Source organism: Paenibacillus rhizoryzae (genome assembly GCF_059686995.1).
This window is the reverse complement of sequence record NZ_JCAALT010000003.1, coordinates 564,060-589,203: the sequence shown is the minus strand read 5'-3', so window position 1 is coordinate 589,203 and position 25,144 is coordinate 564,060. Positions and strand designations below refer to the sequence as shown.

At 49.0% G+C, this 25,144-nt stretch carries 23 protein-coding genes; all 23 read right to left on the bottom strand.

What is annotated here, in order from left to right; genetic code table 11:
• Window positions 1-129 precede the first annotated feature (129 nt).
• A complete protein-coding gene (locus AC6ESO_RS11735) occupies window positions 130-618 on the bottom strand; it encodes a YajQ family cyclic di-GMP-binding protein (RefSeq protein ID WP_494819089.1) in 489 nt (162 codons plus the stop codon).
• Window positions 619-727: 109 nt separating this feature from the next.
• Window positions 728-1,654 (bottom strand): helix-turn-helix domain-containing protein, encoded by a 927-nt coding sequence (locus tag AC6ESO_RS11730; RefSeq protein ID WP_497091452.1) that lies wholly within the window; start codon window positions 1,652-1,654, stop codon window positions 728-730.
• A 20-nt stretch (window positions 1,655-1,674) separates the two neighbouring features.
• Entirely contained in the window at window positions 1,675-2,439 is a 765-nt protein-coding gene (locus tag AC6ESO_RS11725) for a DUF3388 domain-containing protein (protein ID WP_090976411.1), read from the bottom strand.
• 155 nt (window positions 2,440-2,594) lie between these two features.
• A complete protein-coding gene (locus tag AC6ESO_RS11720; RefSeq protein ID WP_475779588.1) occupies window positions 2,595-2,846 on the bottom strand; it encodes a DUF3243 domain-containing protein in 252 nt (83 codons plus the stop codon).
• Window positions 2,847-2,934: 88 nt separating this feature from the next.
• A complete protein-coding gene (gene ymfI, locus AC6ESO_RS11715) occupies window positions 2,935-3,666 on the bottom strand; it encodes an elongation factor P 5-aminopentanone reductase (RefSeq protein ID WP_497091639.1) in 732 nt (243 codons plus the stop codon).
• 14 nt (window positions 3,667-3,680) lie between these two features.
• A complete protein-coding gene (gene yfmH / locus AC6ESO_RS11710; RefSeq protein ID WP_497091451.1) occupies window positions 3,681-4,967 on the bottom strand; it encodes an EF-P 5-aminopentanol modification-associated protein YfmH in 1,287 nt (428 codons plus the stop codon).
• 4 nt (window positions 4,968-4,971) lie between these two features.
• Window positions 4,972-6,252 (bottom strand): EF-P 5-aminopentanol modification-associated protein YfmF, encoded by a 1,281-nt coding sequence (yfmF, locus tag AC6ESO_RS11705; protein WP_497091450.1) that lies wholly within the window; start codon window positions 6,250-6,252, stop codon window positions 4,972-4,974.
• Window positions 6,253-6,380: 128 nt separating this feature from the next.
• A complete protein-coding gene (sleB, locus tag AC6ESO_RS11700) occupies window positions 6,381-7,157 on the bottom strand; it encodes a spore cortex-lytic enzyme (protein WP_497091449.1) in 777 nt (258 codons plus the stop codon).
• 98 nt (window positions 7,158-7,255) lie between these two features.
• A complete protein-coding gene (locus AC6ESO_RS11695) occupies window positions 7,256-9,898 on the bottom strand; it encodes an FtsK/SpoIIIE family DNA translocase (RefSeq protein WP_497091448.1) in 2,643 nt (880 codons plus the stop codon).
• Window positions 9,899-9,974: 76 nt separating this feature from the next.
• Window positions 9,975-10,199 carry a YlzJ-like family protein gene (locus AC6ESO_RS11690; protein WP_210661430.1) on the bottom strand — a complete coding sequence of 75 codons (225 nt, stop codon included), beginning with the start codon at window positions 10,197-10,199 and terminating at the stop codon, window positions 9,975-9,977.
• Window positions 10,196-10,954 (bottom strand): ClpP family protease, encoded by a 759-nt coding sequence (locus AC6ESO_RS11685; protein WP_497091447.1) that lies wholly within the window; start codon window positions 10,952-10,954, stop codon window positions 10,196-10,198. Before AC6ESO_RS11685 ends, AC6ESO_RS11690 begins: the two co-directional genes overlap by 4 nt.
• 158 nt (window positions 10,955-11,112) lie before the next feature.
• On the bottom strand, window positions 11,113-12,792 hold the full coding sequence (locus AC6ESO_RS11680) for a ribonuclease J (protein WP_091218615.1): 1,680 nt from the start codon (window positions 12,790-12,792) through the stop codon (window positions 11,113-11,115).
• A 379-nt stretch (window positions 12,793-13,171) separates the two neighbouring features.
• A complete protein-coding gene (gene dapA / locus AC6ESO_RS11675) occupies window positions 13,172-14,035 on the bottom strand; it encodes a 4-hydroxy-tetrahydrodipicolinate synthase (protein WP_497091446.1) in 864 nt (287 codons plus the stop codon).
• Window positions 14,036-14,223: 188 nt separating this feature from the next.
• On the bottom strand, window positions 14,224-15,441 hold the full coding sequence (gene dapG, locus AC6ESO_RS11670; RefSeq protein WP_497091445.1) for an aspartate kinase: 1,218 nt from the start codon (window positions 15,439-15,441) through the stop codon (window positions 14,224-14,226).
• A gap of 78 nt (window positions 15,442-15,519) precedes the next feature.
• Window positions 15,520-16,560, bottom strand: a complete 1,041-nt coding sequence (locus AC6ESO_RS11665) for an aspartate-semialdehyde dehydrogenase (RefSeq protein WP_497091444.1) — start codon at window positions 16,558-16,560, stop codon at window positions 15,520-15,522.
• Window positions 16,561-16,654: 94 nt separating this feature from the next.
• Window positions 16,655-17,242, bottom strand: a complete 588-nt coding sequence (locus AC6ESO_RS11660; protein ID WP_090976436.1) for a dipicolinate synthase subunit B — start codon at window positions 17,240-17,242, stop codon at window positions 16,655-16,657.
• Entirely contained in the window at window positions 17,239-18,138 is a 900-nt protein-coding gene (dpsA, locus tag AC6ESO_RS11655) for a dipicolinate synthase subunit DpsA (protein WP_494819079.1), read from the bottom strand. Before dpsA ends, AC6ESO_RS11660 begins: the two co-directional genes overlap by 4 nt.
• 356 nt (window positions 18,139-18,494) lie before the next feature.
• The gene (gene dut / locus AC6ESO_RS11650) at window positions 18,495-18,938 is read right to left on the bottom strand and encodes a dUTP diphosphatase (protein ID WP_494819078.1); all 444 of its coding nucleotides are present in this window, start codon (window positions 18,936-18,938) and stop codon (window positions 18,495-18,497) included.
• A complete protein-coding gene (locus AC6ESO_RS11645; RefSeq protein WP_497091443.1) occupies window positions 18,919-20,184 on the bottom strand; it encodes a M16 family metallopeptidase in 1,266 nt (421 codons plus the stop codon). Before AC6ESO_RS11645 ends, dut begins: the two co-directional genes overlap by 20 nt.
• Before the next feature lie 74 nt (window positions 20,185-20,258).
• Window positions 20,259-21,254 carry a polysaccharide deacetylase family protein gene (locus AC6ESO_RS11640; RefSeq protein WP_497091442.1) on the bottom strand — a complete coding sequence of 332 codons (996 nt, stop codon included), beginning with the start codon at window positions 21,252-21,254 and terminating at the stop codon, window positions 20,259-20,261.
• 135 nt (window positions 21,255-21,389) lie between these two features.
• Entirely contained in the window at window positions 21,390-23,495 is a 2,106-nt protein-coding gene (pnp, locus tag AC6ESO_RS11635; protein ID WP_494819075.1) for a polyribonucleotide nucleotidyltransferase, read from the bottom strand.
• 242 nt (window positions 23,496-23,737) lie between these two features.
• Window positions 23,738-24,007 carry a 30S ribosomal protein S15 gene (gene rpsO, locus AC6ESO_RS11630; protein WP_090574209.1) on the bottom strand — a complete coding sequence of 90 codons (270 nt, stop codon included), beginning with the start codon at window positions 24,005-24,007 and terminating at the stop codon, window positions 23,738-23,740.
• A gap of 167 nt (window positions 24,008-24,174) precedes the next feature.
• Complete coding sequence (locus tag AC6ESO_RS11625) at window positions 24,175-25,131, bottom strand: bifunctional riboflavin kinase/FAD synthetase (protein ID WP_497091441.1); 957 nt, start codon at window positions 25,129-25,131, stop codon at window positions 24,175-24,177.
• Window positions 25,132-25,144 lie beyond the last annotated feature (13 nt).

Sequence of the window (25,144 nt, the reverse complement as noted above, 5' to 3'; positions counted from 1 at the left end):
CCCCAAACCCCTCCGTAAAGCTATCTTAACAAGTATAATACAAGGCATATTCAGTGTCAAAATACGAAAAAGTCCCAGCCACCGCGACTTTGCCTGCGGACCGGGACTCTTCTTATGTACCTAAATCGCTTAGCGGTAGTTCGTGAATTGGAGATCAATTTGAAGATCCGCGCCGCGCAGCAACGCCATGACCGCTTGCAAATCATCCAGGCTCTTGCCTGTTACGCGGATGGAATCCCCTTGAATTTGGCTTTTCACTTTAAGCTTGGAATCACGAATCAGAATATTAATTTTCTTTGAAATATCCTGCTCGATGCCTTGTTTCAGCTTGATCTTCTGTCTAACCGTACCCGATGAAGCCGGCTCCAGTTTACCGAATTCCATGTTCTTGATCGGAACACCGCGTTTGATCATTTTGGATTGCAAAATATCAACGACGCTCTTCAATTTATACTCGTCATCCGATACTACGACGATATCTTCTTTCTCAATTGCAATGCTGCTCTTGCTGTTCTTGAAGTCGAAACGTGTTTCAATCTCCCGCTCCGCTTGTGTAATTGCATTGTTCAGCTCTTGCATGTCAACCTTCGATACGATATCAAATGAATTCTCTGCCATCTATCATTGCAGCTCCTTTGCTTTTTCTTTGTCACGTATTATAACGCATCTTACTCCGCAAGAAAAGGCATTCCTCCCGGCTATTCCCAGGATGAATGCCTTCTGTGTGCTACTGAGCAGTCTTATTAGCCGCTTCTCCCTCAACCATGTCCAACTGCATCCGATGCGGATTCGCTGCATTCCCATCGTCCATGGCAACGCCGTCAAGCGTCACTTCAACTAGATCTGCACGCCCGACATTGATATAAGCCGGTCCGTTTATATCAAGCTCAATGGTTTCGCCGGTTTTATTGAATTGATGCTGCAAAATATACTTCCCGCTCTTATTTTTCTCTTTAACCCCGATCCAAGCGCGGCCTGTAGCGTTAAACACGATTTTGTGCGCGCCTGCTGGTGCTACCTTGTAATAATCCGTCGAACCGGAAGAACGATCAAGCGTCAGCGTTGTAGCCGGCACAGCTGGTTCCTCTGGCTTCTCCTCCGTAGGAGGCGGTGTTACGGGCACAGTATCATCGCCGCCGGTAGATTCGTTCGTGGAAGCATTATCATTATTTTTGACCGTATCCTTGTCCGGATTGTAATCCGGCGCTTTCGTCTGATCCGTCATCTTCGTTTGATCTGCTGAATCCACATTATCCTTGCTCGGCTGCTTGATCGCATAAATGTAAACAAGCACGATAATCAAGAGCAGAAACGACCACATCAGCGTACGGAAGCCCCATTTGCCCCATCGATCGTTTGCTTGCGTCTGAGAGCGGCGGCGTGGTCGTTGAATGGGCTCTACGACTTGCTCCGGGACGTTAGAGGGTATTTCTTTATTGTACAACCGAAGAACTTCATCCGCATCAAGCCCCACTGCTTCTGCATAGTTCTTTACAAACGCACGCACATAAAATGAACCGGGAAGCACACTATAATTGCCTTCCTCAATCGCTTCAAGATAGCGTTTACGAATTTTCGTCAATTCCTGGATGTCATCCAGAGACAGCCTTCGCTGTTCCCTCGCCTTCTGAAGCAAGGCACCCAAATCCGACATGACCACACCTCCTCATTTCATCAAAAATCGTTAAAGCCCATCGTAAACGATTCGTAAGAAATTTCCTCGTCGGGTGTATTGCGCAATTCGATAATATAATCAAAATCACTATATTCATACGCTGATTCTTTCACGAAAATATCCGGATGCTCGATGACTTTCGTTGATGGCATTGCCATAATCTCTTGCAAGAGCGCATGATGTTTCTCATTTGAACGAATTGTGCTGACGATCCCGTCAATAATAAAAATGTTGTTTGGCGTCATTTCTTCTTCCGATAGCTGACTGCGCACGGTTTGTCTGAGGAGCGTGGAAGAAACGAATGTCCAGCGCTTATTGGAGCAAACGCTGCCCGCAATGATAGACTCTGTCTTGCCGACGCGCGGCATTCCACGAAGTCCGATTAATTGGTTACCCTCTCGTTTAAACACTTCACCGAGAAAATCAACCAGCATACCAAGCTCGTCCCGCGTAAAACGGAACGTTTTGCGATCATCAGAGTCACGCTCAATATAGCGGCCATGGCGAACAGCCAGAATGTCTACGAGTTTCGGCTCGCGCAGCTTAAGCACGGTAATGTTGTCGACCTTCTGAAGCATACGTCCGAGAATTTCAATCTTCTCGTCGTCATTCGTTTGCAGCAGCATGCCGCGTGTGCGGTTCTCAACACCATTAATCGTAAGAATGTTTACTTCGAGCATACCTAGCAAGGACGCAATATCGCCTAGCAAACCCGGTCTGTTCTTATGTATTCTGTATTCCATGTACCATTGTTTAAATTCCATTATGACACCTCGTGTTTGTGGAGGAATAGGTAAAAAGATAAATGAATCATTCATGCGTGATAAAAGATTATTCTACAATATTCGTCAATATCCTGCAACCTCCGGCAAACATTACAGAAAAGCCTCCGTTTCGGGAGGCTTTTCTCGTGGAAGGTTTACGAACTTTGTACAAGCTTGACCATTAGGCCAGCAATCGTTTTTCGTTCCTGCTCGTCGCCGACATCCCAAAGTTCCTTGATTGCGCGTTCCTGCTCGTTTTTGGGATCGACCTTTTCTCCAAGGAAGGAGCCAATCTCATAGGCAAGATTTGCAATGGTGTCTTCATTTAATCCCATTCCCTTGGCCTGATCCACGCGATCGCTCAAGAAGTGCTTCCAGGTTTCGAAATTAGAAAGGACAGTTGACATTGTTTCTGTTCCTCCTTCGCATGTTAGCCGTTATACGGCAACAACCGTATTGTACACGCAAAGGATCAATCTTATACGGATTTGAACATCAAGTCAGCCATCCGCCGTTTGGACTAATGATTTGGCCTGTGATATATGCGGACTCCGGCAGCGCTAAGAAATAAACCAACGAAGCGATTTCCTCGGGCTGTGCAAAACGGCCAACGGGAATTTCCGACTCCAATGCCGATTTCTCTTCTGCATTAAGGTTGTCCAGCATAACGGTATCGACAGCCCCGGGCGCTACTGCATTTACAGTAACGCCTGAAGGCGCCAGTTCCTTGGCTAATGCTTTCGTGAAGGCATTCATGCCGCCTTTACTGGTTGAGTACAGCACCTCACAAGAAGCACCGGACATCCCCCATATGGACGATACATTAATGATCCGCCCGAAACGCTGGGAAATCATCGCGGGCATAAAGAGCTGCGTGCAGAGAAACATACCCTTTAAATTCACGTTCATGACTTCGTCCCACGCTTCTTCCGATACGTCTGCTAACATACTGTAGTGGGCTATACCGGCATTATTGACGACGATATCCGGCATCATACCGCGTGCTTCCAGCTTCTCGCGCATACGAATAAGTTGTTCCTTGGAACGAATATCCGCTGTAACGGTCAACACATTGGCTGCACCCAGCCGCATACAGCTGCGAGCCGTCTCGTTAGCGGCTTCATGTGCTTGATTATAATGAATGACGACGTTCATGTTCTCCGCGGCGAAGCGGCGCGCAATGGCCGCTCCGATCCCACGGCTTCCCCCGGTCACGAGCACCGTCATTTCTTTTAATGTTTTCAAACCGACTCTTTCGCTACAATGGATACAGCCATTCGATTCCAGTCAAAATGGTTGCGCAGCCGCTCATTTGCTTCTTCGAGCGTAATGCTTTCATAGACAGGAAGCATCTTGAACAAATCTGCGCCACGGAAACGATAGCGTGTAAATTCACCGGCGATTGCTTCAGGGGAGTTAAGCATACGAAGATATCCGCCGATTTTTTTGCGTTTGGTCCGTTCAAAAGTTTCTTCGTTTAATCCTACTTTCTGTGCTTCCTCAATAGCAGCACGCAGCCTGCGAATGAGTTCATCCGGATCGCGAGTCTCGCCACCTACAACGGAGAAGGCATAATCCTCACTGCTGTTGAATTCGTGCCCAAAGGAATCCGAAATGAGATTATCATCGTACAACGCGTGATAAAGCGGAGCACTCGAACCTAGTAACGCTTCGAGCATCAACTTTGTTGCAAGCTCCGTGCGAAGTAATTCCTCCGGGTTCAAAGCGCCGCGATTCTCCTTGAAGCCAATCATGCACTTCGGCATGGAAACAGGCAATGCTGCTGTCTTGCGCGGAATCTTCACCGTTTCCGGCTCCGGATCGAAGAATCTGGAGATTGGGCCTTGCGGCTCAAACGTTTTGCGCGCCTGATTCTCCCGAACCAGCTTCATCACAGCTTCAGCCTGAACACCGCCCACAATAAACAAGAACATGTTGGATGGGTGGTAGAAGGTTTCATAGCAGCTATAAAGTGTTTCTTTCGTGATCTGACGGATAGAATCAACCGTTCCGGCAATGTCGATATGTATCGGATGCTTGTGATAGAGGGCATCGATCAGCCCAAAATAAACGCGCCAATCCGCATTATCGCGATACATATTGATCTCCTGCTCGATGATCCCTTTCTCCTTCTCGACGTTCTCGTCGGTGAAGTAAGGATTTTGAACAAAATCGATTAAGGTTTCTAAATTCGCATCGATTTGCTCTGTAGCCGAGAAGAGATAAACGGTGCGGTCGAAGCTCGTATAAGCGTTCGCCGAAGCACCTTGCGATGCAAAAGTTGCGAAAATATCACCGGTCGGTTCTTCGAACATCTTGTGCTCCAAGAAATGGGCGATACCATCCGGAACTGAAATCGGTGCTTGATCGCCTACGGCAAACCGGTTATCAATCGATCCGTAACGAGTGGAGAATGTGGCATAGGTCTTGCTGAACCCTTCTTTGGGCAGCACGACTACTTCTAAACCATTCGGCAAAATTTCACGGTACAGCGTTTCTTGAACGCCTGGGTAAGCTAACGTTTCCATAGGCTTAGCCCTCCTTCCTGTCACGCAGGAAATAAATCGTATCGAGCTCGGTTTTGTGTGCGATAGCTGCAATTTGCTCGGCAGTAACAGCCTGCACCTGCTCCAGCAGCTGTGCGGCGGAACGCTCGCGTTTGGATAGAATCGCATTGAAATCAAAGCCGATCATCTCATTGGCGGAATCCTGAAGCTCCCGCAGATGATTGGCAATCATCGCTTTGGTCTGGTTCATTTCGAGGTCACTATAGCTGCCGCTTCGCATACTCTCCAGCTGTTCTTTGATGATTGTCGTCGCCTTGTCGTAATTAGCGATTTCAATGCCGGATTGAATCGTGCAAATGCCTTTATGGCCGTCTAAACGCGAGGAAGCATAATAAGCTAAGCTCGCTTTCTCCCGAACGTTAAGGAACAACTTAGAATGCGGGTAGCCGCCTAGAATACCGTTATAGAGCAGTGCCGCCGGGTAATCGTCATCCCCGTATGCCGTATTAATACGGAGGCCGAGGTTCAGCTTACCTTGATTCACGTCCATTTGTTCGACAACCGTCTGAACTTGACTAATGGGTTTGCGAATCTCCGGCAGTTTATAATCCGCTGGTGCTCCCTCATTATGATGGAACGCCTCGGCTACGAGCGCTTTCACTTCTTCCAGCGAAGTATCGCCGACTACGTACAAGTCGAATGCAGCTTTAGACAGCCACTCTCGATAAGCGGCTGTTACGGACTCCGGTGTCAGCGTCGCAATGTCTTCGAGTTTACCAAGCGGGTGCAGGCGATAAGGCTCATCCTCGCACATCACCTCTAAGCAACGCTCTGCCGCATAGCGGATTTTATCATTAATGATCGCTTCCAGTCGCTTACGCAGCGTTTCTTTCTCAGCTTCCACGTATTTGGCGCGAAGATGCCCGTTCTCTAAGGTAGGCTCGGTCAATACCTCACCTAACAGTTTCAAAGATTCGCCAAGCAGCGGCTGCTCGGACGAAACAAACCGATCATTGATGACATCCATTCTAAACTGGACGATTTGTGCGTCACCGCGTTTGTACACGTCGAAGCCGAAGCCTGCGCCATACAATTCGTCGAGACGTTCGCGGAACTCAATTGTCTCCGGCGTTGAAGCCGTTCCCCGGCGCAGCACAAATGGAATTAGCGCTACTGGCGTAACGGTCTCTTCCGTCAGCGGGAGACCACAGTACAAGGAAATGGAAAATGTTTTGAAGCGCTGTGTGGGCAGAACATGCAATCGGATTCGATTCAGCTGTCCTCGTTGAAATGGAGAGTTGCTCACGCAACACGACCCCCTTCCGCTCAAGTTTATAAAGTCAATCTATTCCAATTTCCTAGGATCTATTCCATTCTACCCGATCGGAAATGGAAGAAGCAACCCGCGTCGATCTGCAGGCTGCTCCTCAATTACTACATACAGAAAATATGTTTTCCGATCGTTTTCACTTGTGGACGAGACCATATCCATTTGGATGTTGCAGTCTCCGGATTAAAGTAATAGAGACATCCGCCGGTCGGATCTAAGCCATTGATCGCATCCTGTACCGCTTTCTTCGCGTTCTCATTTGGCGTCAACCAAATTTGCCCATCGGCCACTGCCGTGAAAGCACCCGGTTGAAAAATAACACCGGAAACCGTATTCGGGAAGCTTGGCGACTTCACGCGATTCAAAATAACGGCTGCCACTGCGACTTGTCCGATAAACGGTTCTCCGCGAGATTCGCCGTACACGGCATTTGCCATCAGCTTGAGATCGTTCGCAGAAAGGCCCAGGTTATTGGACTTGTTTACATCCGATCCCGATGTTTCCTTATTACCGCTCGATCCACTGGCACTGCCGCCGCTTGTATCTGCTGCGGTCGGTTTCCAATTCTTCGTTGCTTCCCATAGCTTCAATTTCGTCTTCGCGCCGACAACCCCATCGGATTTCAGGCCAAACTTCCATTGAAACCAGGTGACTGCTTTTTTCGTGTTGGTCCCGAAAACTCCGTCAACTTTGCCGTCGAAGTAGCCAAGCGCTTTCAACCGGCCTTGCAGCTCTGTGACGTCTTTTCCTGATGACCCGACTTTGAGTGTAGCGCTGCTGAACGTTTCGGTTGTTTTACCGAACGAGGCATGCTTCAATGTGAAGGCGCCGAACAACAGAAGGACGATGACGATGGTCACCGTAATTAAACGATTTCTCATCTTTAGAATCTGCCTTTCTCTTGCAAATGGATTCGCAAAGCAAGCGAAGCATATTCCTAGTATGAGAAATCAAGGATACGATTATGCATGAATTTGCCTTAAGAGCTAATCTTTCCTGAGTCGTACTGATCCACGGTGAGCAGTACTTCACGCGGTTTACTGCCTTCGTAAGGTCCTACAATGCTACGTGCCTCCATCTGATCGATCAGCCTCGCAGCACGTGTGTAGCCGATTCGCATCCGTCTTTGGAGCAAAGAAACAGATGCCTGCTTCGCTTCCAATACAATCCGAACCGCCTGATCGTACAGCTCATCCAGAATCTCTTCATTCTCTGTGACGGTATCATCAATCTCGGGCACTAAGTCTTCTTTGTATTCGGCTTCGCCTTGACCACGTGCATAAGCTACAACAGCTTCAACCTCATGATCGGAGAGGAATGCACCTTGTACCCGAATCGGCTTGGACATGCCAACAGGTAAGAATAACATATCGCCTCGACCGAGCAATTTCTCCGCCCCCACCATATCGAGAATGGTGCGAGAATCGACTTGCGATGAAACGCCGAAAGCAATACGAGAAGGAATGTTCGCCTTGATAACGCCCGTAATAACGTCAACGGAAGGACGCTGCGTCGCAATAATCAGATGGATGCCTGATGCACGCGCCATCTGAGCAAGTCGGCAAATCGCGTCCTCAACATCGTTAGCGGCAACCATCATCAGATCTGCAAGCTCATCCACGATAACCACGATATAGGGGAGTACCGCAGCCGGGTTCTCTGCCATGAGCGTGTTGTAACCTTCAATATTACGCGTGCCAGACTTGGAGAACAGCTCATAACGCTTCTCCATTTCAACGACAATCTTCTTCAGTGCTAATGAAGCGCGTCTTGGATCTGTAACAACCGGTGCAAGCAAATGCGGAATTCCATTGTACATGTTAAGCTCAACCATCTTCGGGTCGATCATAAGCAGCTTCACTTCATCCGGCCGCGCCTTGTACAGAATGCTTGTAATAATCCCGTTGATACAAACGGATTTACCGGAGCCCGTAGCACCTGCTACCAGCAGATGGGGCATTTTGGCCAGATTGCCGACGATCGGTTGACCCGAAATATCACGTCCAAAAGCAATCGACATCTTCGAACTCGCATTGAGGAATGACGGAGTCTCCATAACTTCACGCATCGTAACAACCGATACTTCTGTATTCGGCACTTCTATGCCGATCGCCGATTTGCCTGGAATCGGGGCTTCCATCCGAATATCTTTCGCTGCAAGCGCAAGCGCGATATCATCAGTCAGACCGACAATTCGGCTAACCTTAACGCCTGTAGCAGGCTGTACTTCATAGCGGGTCACTGCTGGACCTCGCACAACATCAAGCACTTTGGCTCTCACGCCAAAGCTCTCCAGTGTCGCTTCCAGTTTACGTCGGGACTCCAAGGAATCCGCCGTTTCACCGATTTTGCCAAGTCCGCTTGGCTTCTGCAGGAGTGACAACGATGGCAATACATACGGCTTCTCTGTCGGTCGCTTCACTATGCTGACTGAGCCTTCCGGTGAATCAGGATCATCGGGCATAATCGCAGGACTTGTCGGGATGGCTGTCACAGCAGCCGGCAGTTCTTCCTCGAAATCATCTGCCTCTAACGAGTCATCATCTATTCCGGTCGCATCGTCAACCGGATGGAAATCCGTTAGCACCTCGGCATTATCCTTCTCATCATCATAAGGAAGCTCCCAAGTCGCAGGGAGTGGTGTTTCCTTCGCTTTCGCTGAATGTTCTTCAATCTGCTCCAGTACATTCGCTTGCCAGCCAAGCTCATCAGCATCTTCATCGTCTTGCCAAGGCATACGCCTCGCTTGACCTTTAGCATCCGTTTGGTGTCCATCATCCATTTGCCACTCGTTATCATGAGCATCCTCATTAGTCTTGGGTACTTCATTAAACCAAGAGAAAATAGGGAATCTGCTTTTCTTCGGACGCGGGTTATGCACCGGCGCATAGTTCTCATCATCATCATCGTCATCGAGGTCATCCAATGTCACAACATTACCCTTAACCGGACCTGCCTTCGCCCCCGAAGACGCCAGCGTTTGCTTCTTCGAGAACAGCTTCTTCCGAAGTAAGGACCAGAAACGGCCGCCTCTGATTCGGGCTGCCCGCAGCAAATCCACGTAGGATTTGCCCGTCATCAGCATGATGGAGATGGCAAACATGACAATCATAACGAACTTAGCGCCAAAATAGCCAAACAACCAATATAGCAGCGTATACTGAATGGCTCCCGCATACCCGCCGCTAACCGTTTGCACGACGCCTTCCGCCTGTGCCTGTTGTGCAGAGGTCATGAGTGTCCCTCGGATATCGCTTCCAAGTTGAGAAAGTATGTAAGAAGCTGTCAGCCCGCCTGTCGGCTCTGTTTTCAGATCCATTACGGCTACCGAGCTCCATAAGGTGCAAGCAAGCACTGCGAGTAGAAAGCCCGTCTTACGAGTCGACCAGCCTGTAGGCCAGGCACGTTTCACCATGACGATCAGCCCTACATAAATACCGACTAGTGGAAGGACAAAATAAAACTTGCCCAGCAATAAACCAAATAATTTGGACAAGGAACGGCCGACCGTTGCTTCACCCGATAGCGCGATTACGGATACGGTTATGAGTAAAATGCCATATACTTCATATTTAAGGCTCGTCCCAATTGAGCTCTTTCGCTTCTTCTTTTTCTTCGCCAAAATGGTCACCTCTGGTAGCCATTATACCATAGGAGACCATAGGATGTGCTACTATTATCCAGCAAGGGCGGGCTTTCTACGAGGATGGGTGCCCGAAAGCAATCAGCGTTCCCGGCGAGAGCTCAGGACGTAAATACGCATCCAATGGGCCGTCAAGCAAACGTACGATACGGCCAACACCCGGCGTAACCGATTCAATTTGCAGCTGTACATCCCCTATCTTTATGGACACGTAAGGACCCGGCTGATGGTTAATTCCATCATAGACAAGCTCAAGCGGCATTGTGGAGTAGATTGTCATTGCGTCAGTCCTCCTGCCCCGGCAGCCGTTGCTTGCTTGCGCTGATCGATCAGTAAATTCAGATCCCGGAGCGCTTGTCCAATACCGCCTACTGCATCGATCAATCCATGCTTAACCGCATCCGGCCCAATGACGGTCGTTCCGATATCCCGGGTCAATTCGCCTGTCTTGAACATCAATTCTTTGAATTTCGCTTCGGTTATGTTGGAGTGGGAAGTAACGAATCGAACGACCCGCTCTTGCATTTTGTCCAAATATTCGAAGGTTTGCGGTACTCCGATAACAAGCCCGTTCAAGCGGATCGGATGTATGGTCATTGTTGCTGATTCCGCGATAAACGATTTGTTGCCGGCAACAGCGATCGGTACCCCGATCGAATGACCTCCGCCCAATACAAGCGTGACAGTTGGCTTGGTAAGCGATGAGATCATTTCAGCTATAGCTAGTCCCGCTTCCACATCCCCCCCCACCGTATTCAGCACAATCATGATGCCTTCGATTTTAGCATTTTGCTCCGCTGCAACCAGCTGGGGAATCAGATGCTCGTATTTTGTTGTCTTGTTTTGCGGAGGCAATACGAGATGACCCTCCACCTGCCCGATAATGGTCATGCAAAATATGTTGGACTCCGACTGCGGGGTCGCCGTCTGACCTAACTGCTGAATCGTTTCCACGACCGGATTCGTGCTTGGTTTACGATCAGGTGCCGGTGGCTCCGGCTGCTCCGATTTATAAACTAATTCATCCTCAAACATATGCCTTGTCCTCCTCAACATTCCACCTAGACTGCCTATGGTCGGCTCTGCATAGTATGGAATCTGCCTGTAGAATTATGCAATTCCGGGCAAAAAGAAAAGGCCTCCGAAATTGAGCATGACGCTCTTCGGAGACCGTTTCCTAGTGGTGGAGCAATTTATACTTCCATGATGATTGGCAAAATCATTGGGCGACGGCGCGTTTGCTCATACAAGAAACGTCCGAGTGCATCTTTCACATTTGTTTTGAGCGATGCCCACTCATTGACTTTATCGTTCATCAGCTTATGCAACGTTGAAGTTACGATACGGTTTGCTTCCTCAAGCAGTCCTTCGGACTCGCGAACGTAAACAAAGCCGCGGGAGATGATGTCCGGTCCGGACAAAATCGCGCCATCTTGCTTGCTCAGCGTTACTACGACAACCAAAATGCCGTCTTGGGACAGAAGTTTACGATCGCGAAGTACGATATTACCTACATCGCCTACGCCAAGTCCATCAATCAGAACGTTACCTGCAGGCACTTTGCTGCCTTTACGGGCAACTCCGCCTGTGAACTCAACCGTATCCCCATTGTCGATAACGAAGATATTCTCGCGTTCGATTCCGACGGATTCGCCAAGCAATGCGTGCTGTCGAAGCATACGGTATTCACCGTGAATCGGAATGAAATATTTCGGTCTGATGAGGTTAAGCATCAGCTTCAATTCTTCTTGGCTGCCGTGTCCGGAAACGTGAACGCCGGAAACAGAACCTGGTCCATAAATAACGTTGGCGCCGAGACGGAACAGCTCGTCTACAGTACGTCCCACATAACGCTCGTTACCCGGAATTGGAGTTGCTGCAATAATAACAGTATCGCCAGGCATAATATCAACCTTGCGGTGCGTCGAACGCGCCATGCGCGTAAGAGCCGACATTGGCTCGCCTTGGCTGCCTGTCGAAAGGACGGCAACGCGGTCAGCAGCCATTTTGTTGATTTCTTCAGGCTCGATAATCGTGCCTTCCGGAATGTTCAAATAACCAAGCTCAGAAGCAACCGACACGACATTGACCATGCTGCGGCCAACAACGGCGATTTTACGTTTTGTAGCAATAGCTGCATTCACAACTTGTTGAATACGGTGAACGTTGGATGCAAAAGTTGCAACAACGACACGTTGTGTAGCTTTACGGAAAATATCTTCAAGTTCAACACCGATCATGCTCTCTGACGGTGTGAAGCCTGCCCGCTCTGCATTTGTGCTATCCGAAAGCAAGGCCAGAACGCCGCGCGCTCCGATTCCTGCCATACGCTGCAAATCAGCATATTGATTATTTACAGGTGTATGGTCGAATTTAAAGTCGCCTGTGTGTACGACAGTTCCTTCCGGAGTATCCAAGCATACGCCTACGGAATCCGGAATACTGTGGTTCGTTCTGAAGAAGGACGCTTTCATGGAGCCCAGTTGAACTTCCGAATCCGCATTGATCAGGATGCGTTTCGTCTCGCCAAGCAAGCCCGCTTCCTTCAATTTGCCTTCGATAAGGCCTAATGTTAACTTCGTGCCGTAAATCGGCACATTCAGGTGCTTCAGTACATATGGCAAGCCGCCGATATGATCCTCATGACCATGCGTAATCAGAATCCCTCTAACTTTATCGCGATTCTCCGTTAAATACGTAATGTCTGGGATGACAATATCAATTCCGAGCATATCTTCTTCCGGGAACTTAAGACCTGCATCTACGACTACGATATCATTTCCATATTGAATGACATACATGTTCTTCCCGATTTCACCGACGCCGCCTAGTGCGAAAATAAGCAGCTTATCCTGGATGTTTTTCTTAGACAAGTGTATCCGTACCTCCTAATAGTTTTACGAAACAAACCAGACCTCATCACTGTCCTAACGACAGAAACCGAAGCTAATCTGATCGAACTTTATATAATAGTTGTCCAAATTGTATGGCTGGACGTTCCTCCCGCAGGAACGCGCTTCATACAAGTAATAACTAGTGCTGTTCAACGCCACCCTAGGCGTTACACATTTTCAATATTTTGCCGCACACCGTCACTTGCTTTCATTATACATGATTGAAAATACGAAAAACAAGTAAAGGAGAAAATGTCCAGTCTGGAATGACCTTCTCTATGTACAAACAAAAAACCGATGCAAGCGCACCGGTTTGTGGCGACTGCGGAAAGAAGTACCACGAGCAGTGAATTAAGTATTAGTTCAAAATACTGCGCAGCGCAGCTAATTCTGACTCATTGGCGTCAACCAGAGGCAGACGAACACCGCCAACAGGCAGCCCTTTCAGGTTTAGCGCTGCTTTCACAAGTACAGGGTTAGGAAGATCAAACAGTCCTCTGAAAATCGGCAGCGAAGCAGCATGCACTTTATAAGCTTGCGCAACATCGCCTTTCAAATAAGACTCGATGATTTCACGAATCTGCTTCCCGATGATATGGCTTGCCACGCTGACAATGCCATGTGCCCCTACAGCAACCGCAGGCAAAGCACTGCTGTCGTCTCCGCTGTAAACGCGGAAATCTGCAGGTGCTTGCGAAGCGATAAGCGTAACTTGATCTAGGGAAGCACACTCTTTCGTTGCAACGATATTCGGAATTTGCGCAAGACGAAGTGTAGTCTCAGCAGACATGCTGACAATTGTACGTCCAGGAACGTTATAGACCATAATTGGCAGTTTGGTGCCTTCTGCGATTACTTTGAAATGCTGGAATATCCCTTCTTGCGTCGGCTTGTTGTAATAAGGCACAACCAATAATGCCCCATCAACGCCGCATTTCTCAGCCACTTGAGTCAAATGAATGGAGTGGGCCGTTTCATTGCTTCCGGATCCCGCAATAATTTTGCAGCGTCCGCGTGCGTGCTCTACAGCAAAAGTAAACAAAGCGATTTTCTCATCATCGGTAAGCGTCGGAGATTCTCCGGTTGTGCCGGAAACCACGAGGCTGTCGCTTTGCTGATCCTCGATCAAGTAGTCCATTAACCGCCCTGTCGTTTCCCAGTCAATCGATCCGTCCGCGTGGAACGGGGTAACCATTGCAGTAATTATTCTTCCGAAATCCATGTATGATTCCTCCCAAGGTGAATCGGCTATCGTCGCCCTTTCGGCGGATAAGCGCGTTTCATTCCGATGAAATATAAGCTAAGTATAAGGTGAACCTATACGTTCTTATATGAAAAAAAGGTCTGCGAAGCAAAACATGAGCTCTTCAGCTGCCTTGCTCCGCAAAGCTTGACTACGATTTACGATTGCTACTCATGTAATGAGAATTTCGAGTGCAGCGCTTGCAGTGCGCCGGCCATATAATTTTCACTGACCAGCACCCAGATTGTAGTGTTGGAATCTGCTGATTGCAGGATTGGAATTCCTTGCTCCGTCAGCGCTTCCACAATACGTGCCATGATGCCGGGAACACCGTTCATTCCGCCGCCTATGACGGAGATTTTGGCACATCCGCTTACTGCTCGCGGTGAATAACCGATATCATGCAGAACCGAAACGGCTTTGTCTGCATCATGATCAAATACGGTATAAACCGCGCCGCCAGGATTTACATTAATGAAGTCTACACTGATTTGATGCCTTGCCATTGCTTGAAACACTTGCAGTTGTACGTCAGTGTGACCATCCTGCGCCTGTACGGTAATTTGAGTAACACCGCTGACATGCGCCACACCCGTAACATGACGATCGCGCACTGCAGAAGCTTTCGCAGCAGCATCGAAGGTGTCCGTCACAAGCGTTCCTTCCTCTTCTGAGAAGGTCGAACGTACACGAAGCGGAATACGAGCTTGCTGAGCAATCTCTACCGCCCGCGGATGAATGACTTTCGCTCCTTGCCTTGCCATGTTGCCGATCTCGGCATAACTGATCACGGTTAATGGCCGAGCATCCTTCACGATCCTGGGATCTGCGGTTAGAATGCCGTTTACATCTGTATAAATATCGACTCGCTCTGCGCGGAGCGCAGCTCCTAAGGCGGTTGCCGAAGTGTCGCTGCCACCTCTGCCGAGCGTCGTAATATCCCCTGCTTCAGTAACGCCTTGAAATCCGGTAACGATTACAACTTGGCCATCCTCTAGCGCTTTATGAATGGCTTCCGTCCGAATTTCAATAATGCGGGCACGCCCATATTGATTATCTGTAATAATTCCTGCGCCTCCGCCGGTTAAAGCAATCGCCGATATCCCAGCGGCACGCAGCAGGCTGCACAATAAAGCAGCAGAGATGATTTCTCCGCAACCCTGCAGCATATCGCGTTCTTTAGCAGGCAATGAATCACCATGATTGCGAATAAGAGAGAGCAGCGTGTCCGTTGCATAGGGATCGCCTTTTCTCCCCATTGCAGAGACGACAACGACGAGTCCGTACTGTCGTTGCCGTTCCCGATCAATATGTCCGATTACTAATTGTCTTGCTTCCTCCGAGGACAATGAAGTCCCGCCGAACTTCTGAACGAGGATGCGCATTCAAGCCTCCGTATCCGAACGAGAACAACGTCGCCGAATCGTTAGCTTCCTGAACAACCTGCTTTTGTTGTAGGACGTCTATTCCTTCTCAATTGCGATGTATTCTGCGATTTGCACAGCATTCCATGCTGCACCTTTGAGCAGATTATCGGAAACAATCCATAGATTCAAACCGCGTGCATGGCCCAGATCACGGCGAAGTCGTCCCACGAATACTTCAGGTTTGCCAGCCGCTTCAGTAGCAAGCGGGTAACGTTGACCTGCAGGATCGTCGACAAGTTCGACACCGGGAGCTTCGGCAATGAGCGTTCTGACGTCTTCCAGTTCATAATCTTTTTTGAGCTCTACGTATACGGACTCCGAGTGGCCATAAACGACAGGAATACGAACACAAGTCGCTGTTACGTCGATGGACTCGTCACCCAAGATTTTCTTTGTTTCACGAACCATTTTCATTTCTTCGAGGGTATAGCCGTTGTCTTGAAACTTATCAATTTGCGGAATTGCATTAAATGCGATCTGATGCTTCACAGGCAACGATCCTACCGGCAAAATATCCGGATTCACTTCATTGCCATCCAAAACTTCGCGCGTTTGACGCAGCATTTCGTCGATTGCACGGCTGCCTGCGCCGGAAACGGCCTGATAAGTGGAGACGATAATTCGAGAAATGCCGTAACGGTCTTGCAATGGTTTCAGCGCAGCAACCATCTGGATCGTCGAGCAATTCGGATTCGCAATGATACCCTTGTGGTCGTTTACCTTGTCGATATTAACCTCAGGTACAACTAACGGAGTATCCGGATCCATCCGATAGGCATTCGTGTTATCGATACAGACAGCGCCATGCTCGACAGCGTGGGGGGCAAGTGCCTTTGTCACATCGCCGCCCGCACTGAACAAGGCGATTTCGACTCCTTTAAAGCTGTCCGGCGAAGCTTCCTCCACCGTGATTTCTTTACCCTTGAACATGATCTTCGTACCTGCTGAACGTGCGGAAGACAGCAATTTCAGCTCAGCAATCGGAAAATCCCTTTTCTCGAGCAAACCAATGATTTGTTCTCCTACTGCGCCTGTCGCACCAACTACTGCGACGTTAAACAATTTCTGATTCGACATGCTGGTTGTTGTCTCCCCTCAAAAAAAGAACGTAAGTCAAGGATTGCTCCAATTACATCTGAATTCGTAAAATTGAGACTTTTCTGCTTACAAATTAAGAACGTTCAATCAATAAAGGCTGCAGCTGTTTACCTAGTAAGGCGGCTTCACAAGCCTCAGGCACCAGCTCCATTTTGGCGACAAGCGAGTTGGGCTTCTGGATGGGATTATCCTGCCCGAAGGGTACAAAATAAACGTTTTTACATACTAAAAGTTTTGCAATGTTAGCGGCGTTTAAGCCGAGACCGTCATTCGTCGAGATTGCGAGAACGAGCGGGCGTTGATTGCGCATTTGCGCTTTCGCAGCCATGAGTACAGGGCTGTCAGTCATCGCATTGGCGAGTTTACTTGTCGTATTGCCCGTGCAAGGCGCAATAACAAGAACGTCGAGCAGTTTAGACGGCCCCAGGGGCTCAGCATCGACGATTGTCGAAATAATTTCATTGCCAGTGATGGACTTCAGCTGCCGCTGCCACTCTGCCGCAGTTCCAAATCGCGTATCCGTAGTAATCAGTGTTTGGGTCACGATCGGAACGACATTCGCTCCTTCGTCAACAAACCGCTGAATTACCGGCATGACCTCTGCAAACGTACAGTGAGAACCGGAGAGCGCATAGCCCACCGTTTTGCCTTGCCATTTCATTGCTCATTCCCCCGTTGCCTGAAATCTTCCTCAATCAATCGACTTAAACAATCCGCAATGATACGTCCAGCGGTTTTGGGTGCGACGATTCCTGGTAGGCCGGGGGCGAGCAATGCTTTAATTCCACGCTTCTCCGCAAAGCGGAAATCCGTTCCGCCGGGCTTCGAAGCGAGGTCAATAATGACCGCTCGCGATGGCAAATTTGCTATAATTTGCGCTGTGACTATCATAGTCGGAATTGTATTAAAAAGCAAGTCAATATTCCCCACAAACTGCTGTAATTCCTTGATGTAGAAGGGCTCGAAACCCATCTCGTACGCTCTTGCAAAATGCTCCTCGCGGCGCACGCCTACCTTCACTTTTGCCCCAAGCCCCTGCAGCGTTCGCGCCAATGTAAATCCGGTTCTACCGATGCCGAGCACCATGCAAGATGATCCATGAATGGTGATATCCGTGTTCTGGATCGCCATCATGACAGCACCTTCCGCTGTCGGGATCGAGTTATAAATGGCGACATCATCGCGGTCAAACAGTTCAACAAGCCGAATCGCATATTTACCGCATAAATTGCGTAAATATGGCTTTGCCATCCCCGTATACACGGTACAATGCTTCGGTAATCGTGCAACATACTCATCAGTCAGCACTAATTCACGGTCACTGAAAACAGCAATGATTTTGCCGTCATCGTCCGTTCCGACAGCCGGAAGCACAAGCGCATCGGCAGTTGCAAATAAGTCCTCGCTGAGCTCGGCGCGCACCGCTCCGTCCAGTGAGGAATGCAACTGATCAAAGCCAGCAACCGTTACCGATGCATCGAGCTCGGTCAGCTTCCGGATGACCTCAAGCCCCCGAGCGTCACCGCCTAGAAGCAAGACCTGAACCCCTGTCAACATAAGGGTATCACTCCTTTCCTACTGTAACCGTTAGACGCGCGAGCTACCGCGGCTCGGTTAGCAGTACTACTGTAACCGTTAGACGCGCGAGCTACCGCGGCTCGGTTAGCAGTACTACTGTAACCGTTAGACGCGCGAGAACCGCGGCTCGGTTAGCAGCATCTCTGTAACTGCCCCAGCGCCTTCCGTCAAGGCAACCCAAATGACAGTATGCGCACTTGGTTATAGACCATCTTATGCATCCGCCCAGAGCGGGGTGAAAATGAAATTCGGGCTGTCGTCAAACACAAAAAAGCACCGAGGCTGCAGCCCCGGTGCTCTTCGTACAATAAATATATGATTTCTACCTTTGCAGATTACACACCGGTATGGCCAAAGCCGCCTGCACCGCGTACGGTATCCGGCAGTTCATCCACTTCAGTAATCGTTACATCAGGCACGATCTGGAACAGCATCTGTGCAATGCGCTCCCCGCGTTCAATCGCAAATGGCTCCTGCCCTAAATTCACGAGCAGCACCTTTACCTCGCCGCGGTAGTCGGCATCGATTGTTCCGGGCGAATTCAAGCAAGTAATGCCATGTTTATACGCAAGCCCGCTTCTAGGGCGGATTTGCGCTTCTAGTTCCGCGGGCATGGCCATCGAGAACCCCGTCGGGATGAGCTTGCGCTCTCCCGGGTTCAAGATAACAGGCTCGCTTACTGCCGCTTGAAGATCGAATCCCGCCGCAAGCTCAGACATCTTGCGTGGCAGTGCGATTTCTTCATTGCCGGGCAGTCGTTTAAATAACACTTGAAACAAGTGAATCCCTCCCGATTGACGCTGCTGCTTTATCGTTGCTGCCCACCATCGCCACGGCAAAAGGAACGGATAGCATACGTTTCGTTACATCTTGAATATCCTTCATATCCACATCGTCAATACGCTTCAGCATCTCATCCAGCGTATAGTGGCGACCAAGCATCAGCTCGTTCTTGCCAAGTCGATTCATCCGGCTCGATGTGCTTTCAAGGCTTAAGATCAGACTTCCTTTAAGCTGCTCCTTACCGCGGTGCAGTTCAATATCCGTTAGTCCTTTAACAGCCAAATCATGCATTTGCGCCATTGTTAACTCCAGCACTTCTTTGGTTTGCTTCGGCGCTGTCCCTGCATAAACGGTAAACAAACCGCTGTCGGCATAAGAGGTATGATAGGAATAAACCGAATACGCCAGACCGCGTTTCTCACGGATTTCTTGGAACAGTCTGGAGCTCATGCCTCCGCCTACTGCATTATTCAGCAAAATCATGGCATAGAGCTGCGGATCTGCAAAGGAACATCCCGGGAACGAGATACAGATATGATTCTGTTCTGTTTTCTTCTTATGGAACAGGTATTGTCCGCTAAAGGTTGGTGTAGAAACCGCAGTTTCTGTCCCGTTATTTGTGAATCCGCCGAAGTGCTTCTCCAGCAGCTCGATTAGCGATTTCTCTTCAACATTGCCTGCCACACTTATAACGGTGTTATCAATTCGATATTGACTCTTCATGTAGCCGCGCAGCGAGTCGCCATCCATGGCACTTAACCGCTCTTCCAGACCGAGAATGGAATATGCAAGCGGGTGATCGCCATAAGCAGAACGAGACGCTTCGTCATGCACTTTATCATCAGGCGTATCTTCATACATCGAAATTTCTTCGAGAATGACATTTTTCTCTTTTGCCAGTTCCGCGCCGTCCATTTGCGAATTGAAGAACATGTCCGCTAACGCATCTACGGCGATTGGCAAATGCTGATCCAATACTTTGGCAAAATAACAAGTGTATTCTTTGGCAGTAAACGCATTTACGTTGCCGCCGATACCATCGAACAGATCTGCGATATCTTTCGCGCTGTGACGTTCTGTTCCTTTAAACAACATGTGCTCGATAAAATGGGAAATCCCATTATTCTCAGGTGACTCGTTGCGCGAGCCGGTCTTGACCCAGATCCCAAAGGCCACCGATCGGAATGTCGGTATGTATTCTACTACGACGCGTAAACCATTGCTAAGGGTATAGTTATTCAATTCGGTTCCTCCTACACGTTTTCTGCTGCTTCATCACCATCTAGCAGAAATACAATGACTTCACTATAACAAAATTATGGTCTTGCCTCAACTAATGAGGTTCTCTTGGAAGAGAGCGTTTCACTGACGGTACCGAGCATGAGTCCTTTCTGCTTGATTGCGGTAATCATTCCTGGAAGCGCAGCGCTTGATGAATCCGTCGGATGCATCAGAATGAGCGATCCCGGCTCCACGCGGGTACGCACCTTACGAATGATCGAGTATGCGGGCGGATGCGTCCAGTCAACCGTGTCGAGCGTCCAGAGGACGGTCTTGAGCCCCTGCTCCGCTGCGACATCAACCGTCATTTGATTAAAATCACCCGAAGGCGGCGCGAACCACTTGTTCGTGACATTCAAAGTAGACTTCAGTAAGGCTTCGGTCTTTGCAATTTGATTATATGCAGAACGCCGATCAAGTTGACTCATCTTTGGATGCGTATACGCGTGATTCGAAATTTCATGTCCCTCAGCTTGAATTAGCTTGGCGACATCGGTGTTTTTCTTGAGCCAAGACCCATCGAAGAAAAAAGTCGCTTTTACGTTTTCCTTCCTCAGCGTGTTCAAGATGGACGGAATGTACTCGTTCCCCCAAGCCACATTAATCATTATGGCCACCATAGGCTTGTTTGGATTGCCTTTATAAATAGGAACGCGTCCCAGATCATTCAAGCTAACCTTCGGCTCCACTTCCTTGTATACAAACCGAATAGGCTCATTCTCGGGAGCATTCTCCATGAGCCTATAGGTTTTGTCCACATCGATCTCCAAACCGTTGTAGCCCGGTATCGCTTTCCAAACCCGATCCACTCTTGCGTCAACCGGTGCAATCCGCTTCTTCTCTGCTTCAGATCGAATCGTATCCATAAGAGCTGCATTCGTTCCGGAGAATGCATATAGTGTTGGCTCGAATGCGCCACGGTTGCCATTCTTTACTGCCGTCACGTATTCAGAGAGCGGGCCATTCAGCCTTACAAACATTATCAGCGTACACATGACCAATGCCATGACGATTGCTTTCTTCAGCCTCATAGGAGCTGTCCCACCCTTCTCCTTCATCATATTATGGCTCGGCCCACTTTATGAGAAGAAGCGAAGGACTATAAGGCAACAAAAAAGAGACAGATGCCAGCATCTGTCTCTACTTTCTTATCTGTTGCTCTATCCTTAGGACTGCTGAGCAGGAACCTCTGGCGTCAGAACTGCTTTGCGGGACAAGTTGATACGGCCCTGTTGGTCGATTTCCGTTACTTTTACTGTAATTTGATCGCCAATTTTCAGGACATCCTCAACTTTAGCAACACGCTCTGTAGAGATTTGCGAAATGTGAACCAAACCGTCTTTGTTTGGCAAAATTTCTACGAAGCAGCCGAATTTCTCGATCCGTTTCACTGTACCGAGGTAAACCTCGCCTACAACCACTTCACGAACGATGCCTTCGATGATTTGTTTTGCGCGCTCATTGGCTTCTGCGTTGGAAGATGCAATGAACACTGTTCCATCTTGCTCGATATCGATTTTTACGCCGGTTTCATCAATGATTTTATTGATGATTTTACCGCCGGAGCCGATAACGTCACGGATTTTGTCCGGATGGATTTTCATAATGACGATTTTCGGCGCATATTTGGAAAGGCTTGTACGAGGTGTTTGCATCACTTCATTCATTTTACCAAGAATGTGCAAACGGCCTACACGAGCTTGCTCCAAGGATTGCGAGAGAATCGCACGATCGATACCGTCGATTTTGATATCCATTTGGATCGCAGTTACGCCAGCTGCAGTACCCGCAACTTTGAAGTCCATATCGCCGAGGTGATCTTCCATCCCTTGAATATCCGAGAGAATCGAGAAGTGATCGCCGTCTTTGATTAGACCCATTGCGATACCCGCAACCGGCGCTTTAATCGGAACGCCCGCATCCATCATGGCAAGTGTGCTTGCGCAGATACTTGCTTGGCTGGTGGAGCCGTTCGATTCCAACACTTCGGAAACGAGACGAATGGTATATGGGAATTCAGTTTCATTCGGAATGACTTTGGACAACGCGCGCTCACCAAGAGCACCGTGACCGATTTCACGGCGGCCCGGAGGACGCAATGGTCTAGCTTCCCCTACGCTGAACGGAGGGAAGTTGTAATGATGCATGAAACGTTTCGTTTCAGTCAGATCAATACCGTCAAGAATTTGCACATCGCCGAGTGCGCCAAGCGTACAGATGCTTAGTGCTTGCGTTTGTCCGCGTGTGAACAAACCGGAACCATGCGTACGTGGCAGCAAGGCGACATCACATTCGATTGGACGGATTTCGCTTAGAGCTCGTCCATCCGGACGAATCTTATCATGCGTGATCAAACGACGCACTTCTTCTTTCACGATATCGTAAAGGACTTCCTTCACATCGCCAAGAAGCTCCGGCGTTTCCGCATATTCCGCTTCAAAGTGGGAAATCGTGTCCGCATTCACAACGTCGATCGCTTCTTGACGAGCATGTTTCTCCGCAATGCTGACTGCTTCAACAAGACGTGCTTTCGCAAAAGCGCGAACAGCCTCGTTAACCGCGGCATCCACCGTATGTAGCTTCACTTCAACCTTCGGTTTGCCTGCAAGACCTTGAAGCTCTTCGATCGTAGCGACAATACGTTTGATCTCATCGTGACCGAACATAATCGCTTCGAGGATAACATCTTCCGATACTTCGTTTGCTTCCGCTTCTACCATCATAATCGCATCTTTGGTACCGGAAACTACAACGTGCACGTCGCTTTTCGTTTCTTGGTCAACCGTTGGGTTGATGATAAATTGACCGTCGATACGGCCAACAATAACGCCGCCAACGGGTCCGTTGAACGGAATATCCGACAATGTCAACGCCGCGGATGTTCCGATCATCGCTGCGATTTCCGGTGTGCAGTCTTGATCCACGCTCATGACGATATTGGCAATTTGCACCTCGTTCCGGAAGCCATCCGGGAATAGCGGACGAATCGGACGGTCTGTCAAACGGCTCGCCAGGATCGCTTTCTCACTTGGACGACCTTCACGCTTAATGAAACCGCCTGGAATTTTACCTACTGCATATAAACGCTCTTCATAGTTGACAGTCAGTGGGAAAAAGTCAAGATTCTTCGGTTCAGTGGATGATACAACCGTACATAATACTACAGTTTCGCCGTATTTCACGGTTACCGCTGCGTTTGCTTGTTTGGCTAAACGACCCGTCTCAAGAATGAACGGGCGGCCGCCAAGCGTTGTTTCTACACGATGCAGCATATTATTCCTCCTCAACTGCAAGCCGCTACACCCCACCCGGGATGCTCAGCTGTCAGGTTTTCATTGATTTCCACACACGCACTCCATTACCAAAAACTGTCGAAAAATTACCTATAAGAAAAGCTCCACATGGAGCTGCTCAAAAACATTATGTATGGTTTATTTACAAAAAGCAACCCAGTGCAGCTGAGCCTGGAATCCCAGGCGGCTTGACAACCAGGTTGCTTTTATCCCCGCATCTATTATCGGCGAAGGCCGAGTTTTTCGATCAATGCGCTGTAACGTTTAACGTCTTTGTTTTTCAAGTAAGCCAACAGTTTACGACGTTGACCAACCATCTTAAGCAGACCGCGACGCGAGTGATGATCTTTCTTGTGCGTCCGAAGATGATCTGTCAAGTTGACGATGTTTTGCGTCAGGATAGCGATTTGAACTTCCGGAGAACCGGTATCGTTCGCGTGGGTTTTGTGTTCGTCGATCAATTGGTGTTTACGCTCTTGTGTAAGTGCCATCCATGTTCACCTCCTTCTATCATAATCGCCGTTAGCCTCGCCGTCGCCCGGTGAAAAACGAACTGGCCAAGCTAAGGTTCTGTTTCGCTGCGCGTAGTGTCAATTGAACATGATTACGCAACGAAATAGAGTATAACACATCTGCCTACAAGAAGTAAATGCCGAGCCTAATTCTTATTGTAAGCAGCCAGAACGAAACTCGCCTGTTCGGCATCTGATTTGATCTGAGCGATCAATTCATCAATGGATCCGAACTTCTTCTCACTTCGTAAGAAGGAGATAAATTGGACCGTGATGGATTTATCATACAGATCGCCGCTGAAATCGAGCAGATGCGCCTCCATAACCGGTTCTGGCAGTTTCTCGTGGAAAGTCGGCTTTACGCCGATATTGAGAACAGCCGGCACCCGCTTCCCGTCAACTTGAACCATTACAGCATAAACGCCTTGTCTTGGAATCAGATAGGCTGCTTCTTGCTTAATGTTCGCTGTCGGAAAACCGATCGTCCGTCCTCTGCCTTCCCCATGAATAACAACTCCCCGTACTTGATACGGTTCGCCGAGAAGCTGCTCCGCTACTTCGGGCCGCCCTTCAGAAAGTGCTTCACGAATTAGCGTACTGCTTACTTTATCCCCATCCTGCATGAAAGGATCCACGATTTCCACCTCGATATCAGGCTCACCAAGTGCCCATAATGTTTCCGGCTTCCCTGCACCCTTGGCTCCAAAGGTAAAATCAAAGCCAACCGTCGCTTGCTTCACTTGAAGCGGTCGCAGCACGTACTCGACAAAGTCTGCCGGAGTTACGCTGGCGAAATCCAAATCGAAGTTCACGATGTATACGACTTGAGCACCTAATTTGCGGAAGCGTTCTACCTTCTCATCAAGGGGAGTAAGACTTGCCGTATACTGCCCGTTCTGACCAAGCACTTCCTTCGGGTGAGGATGAAAGGTCATAATAGCTCCCTGAAGGCCTGCCGCGCGGGCAGCTTCCATTGCATGCCGAATCACGTTCTGATGGCCGCGATGGACGCCGTCAAAATGACCGATTGCCAGCGTTTTCGGTTTGGCTGTAAGCGCTGCTTGAGACGAGACAATCGGATATTGTAATGAGATAATTTCCACTGCAGTCACACCT

Excerpts from the sequence above, each read along its gene's own strand:
- AC6ESO_RS11720 (WP_475779588.1), bottom strand. The coding sequence starts at position 2,846 with ATGTCAACTGTCCTTTCTAATTTCGAAACCTGGAAGCACTTCTTGAGC.
- dpsA (WP_494819079.1), bottom strand. The coding sequence starts at position 18,138 with ATGTTGACAGGGGTTCAGGTCTTGCTTCTAGGCGGTGACGCTCGGGGG.
- AC6ESO_RS11640 (WP_497091442.1), bottom strand. The coding sequence starts at position 21,254 with ATGAGGCTGAAGAAAGCAATCGTCATGGCATTGGTCATGTGTACGCTG.
- sleB (WP_497091449.1), bottom strand. The coding sequence starts at position 7,157 with ATGAGAAATCGTTTAATTACGGTGACCATCGTCATCGTCCTTCTGTTG.
- dapA (WP_497091446.1), bottom strand. The coding sequence starts at position 14,035 with ATGGATTTCGGAAGAATAATTACTGCAATGGTTACCCCGTTCCACGCG.
- AC6ESO_RS11660 (WP_090976436.1), bottom strand. The coding sequence starts at position 17,242 with ATGAAATGGCAAGGCAAAACGGTGGGCTATGCGCTCTCCGGTTCTCAC.
- AC6ESO_RS11665 (WP_497091444.1), bottom strand. The coding sequence starts at position 16,560 with ATGTCGAATCAGAAATTGTTTAACGTCGCAGTAGTTGGTGCGACAGGC.
- AC6ESO_RS11690 (WP_210661430.1), bottom strand. The coding sequence starts at position 10,199 with ATGACAATCTACTCCACAATGCCGCTTGAGCTTGTCTATGATGGAATT.
- rpsO (WP_090574209.1), bottom strand. The coding sequence starts at position 24,007 with ATGGCACTTACACAAGAGCGTAAACACCAATTGATCGACGAACACAAA.
- yfmH (WP_497091451.1), bottom strand. The coding sequence starts at position 4,967 with ATGGAAACGTTAGCTTACCCAGGCGTTCAAGAAACGCTGTACCGTGAA.
- AC6ESO_RS11725 (WP_090976411.1), bottom strand. The coding sequence starts at position 2,439 with ATGGAATTTAAACAATGGTACATGGAATACAGAATACATAAGAACAGA.
- AC6ESO_RS11735 (WP_494819089.1), bottom strand. The coding sequence starts at position 618 with ATGGCAGAGAATTCATTTGATATCGTATCGAAGGTTGACATGCAAGAG.
- ymfI (WP_497091639.1), bottom strand. The coding sequence starts at position 3,666 with ATGACGGTGCTCGTGACCGGGGGAAGCCGTGGGATCGGAGCGGCCATT.
- dapG (WP_497091445.1), bottom strand. The coding sequence starts at position 15,441 with ATGCGCATCCTCGTTCAGAAGTTCGGCGGGACTTCATTGTCCTCGGAG.
- AC6ESO_RS11685 (WP_497091447.1), bottom strand. The coding sequence starts at position 10,954 with ATGTTTGAGGATGAATTAGTTTATAAATCGGAGCAGCCGGAGCCACCG.
- pnp (WP_494819075.1), bottom strand. The coding sequence starts at position 23,495 with ATGCTGCATCGTGTAGAAACAACGCTTGGCGGCCGCCCGTTCATTCTT.
- AC6ESO_RS11730 (WP_497091452.1), bottom strand. The coding sequence starts at position 1,654 with ATGTCGGATTTGGGTGCCTTGCTTCAGAAGGCGAGGGAACAGCGAAGG.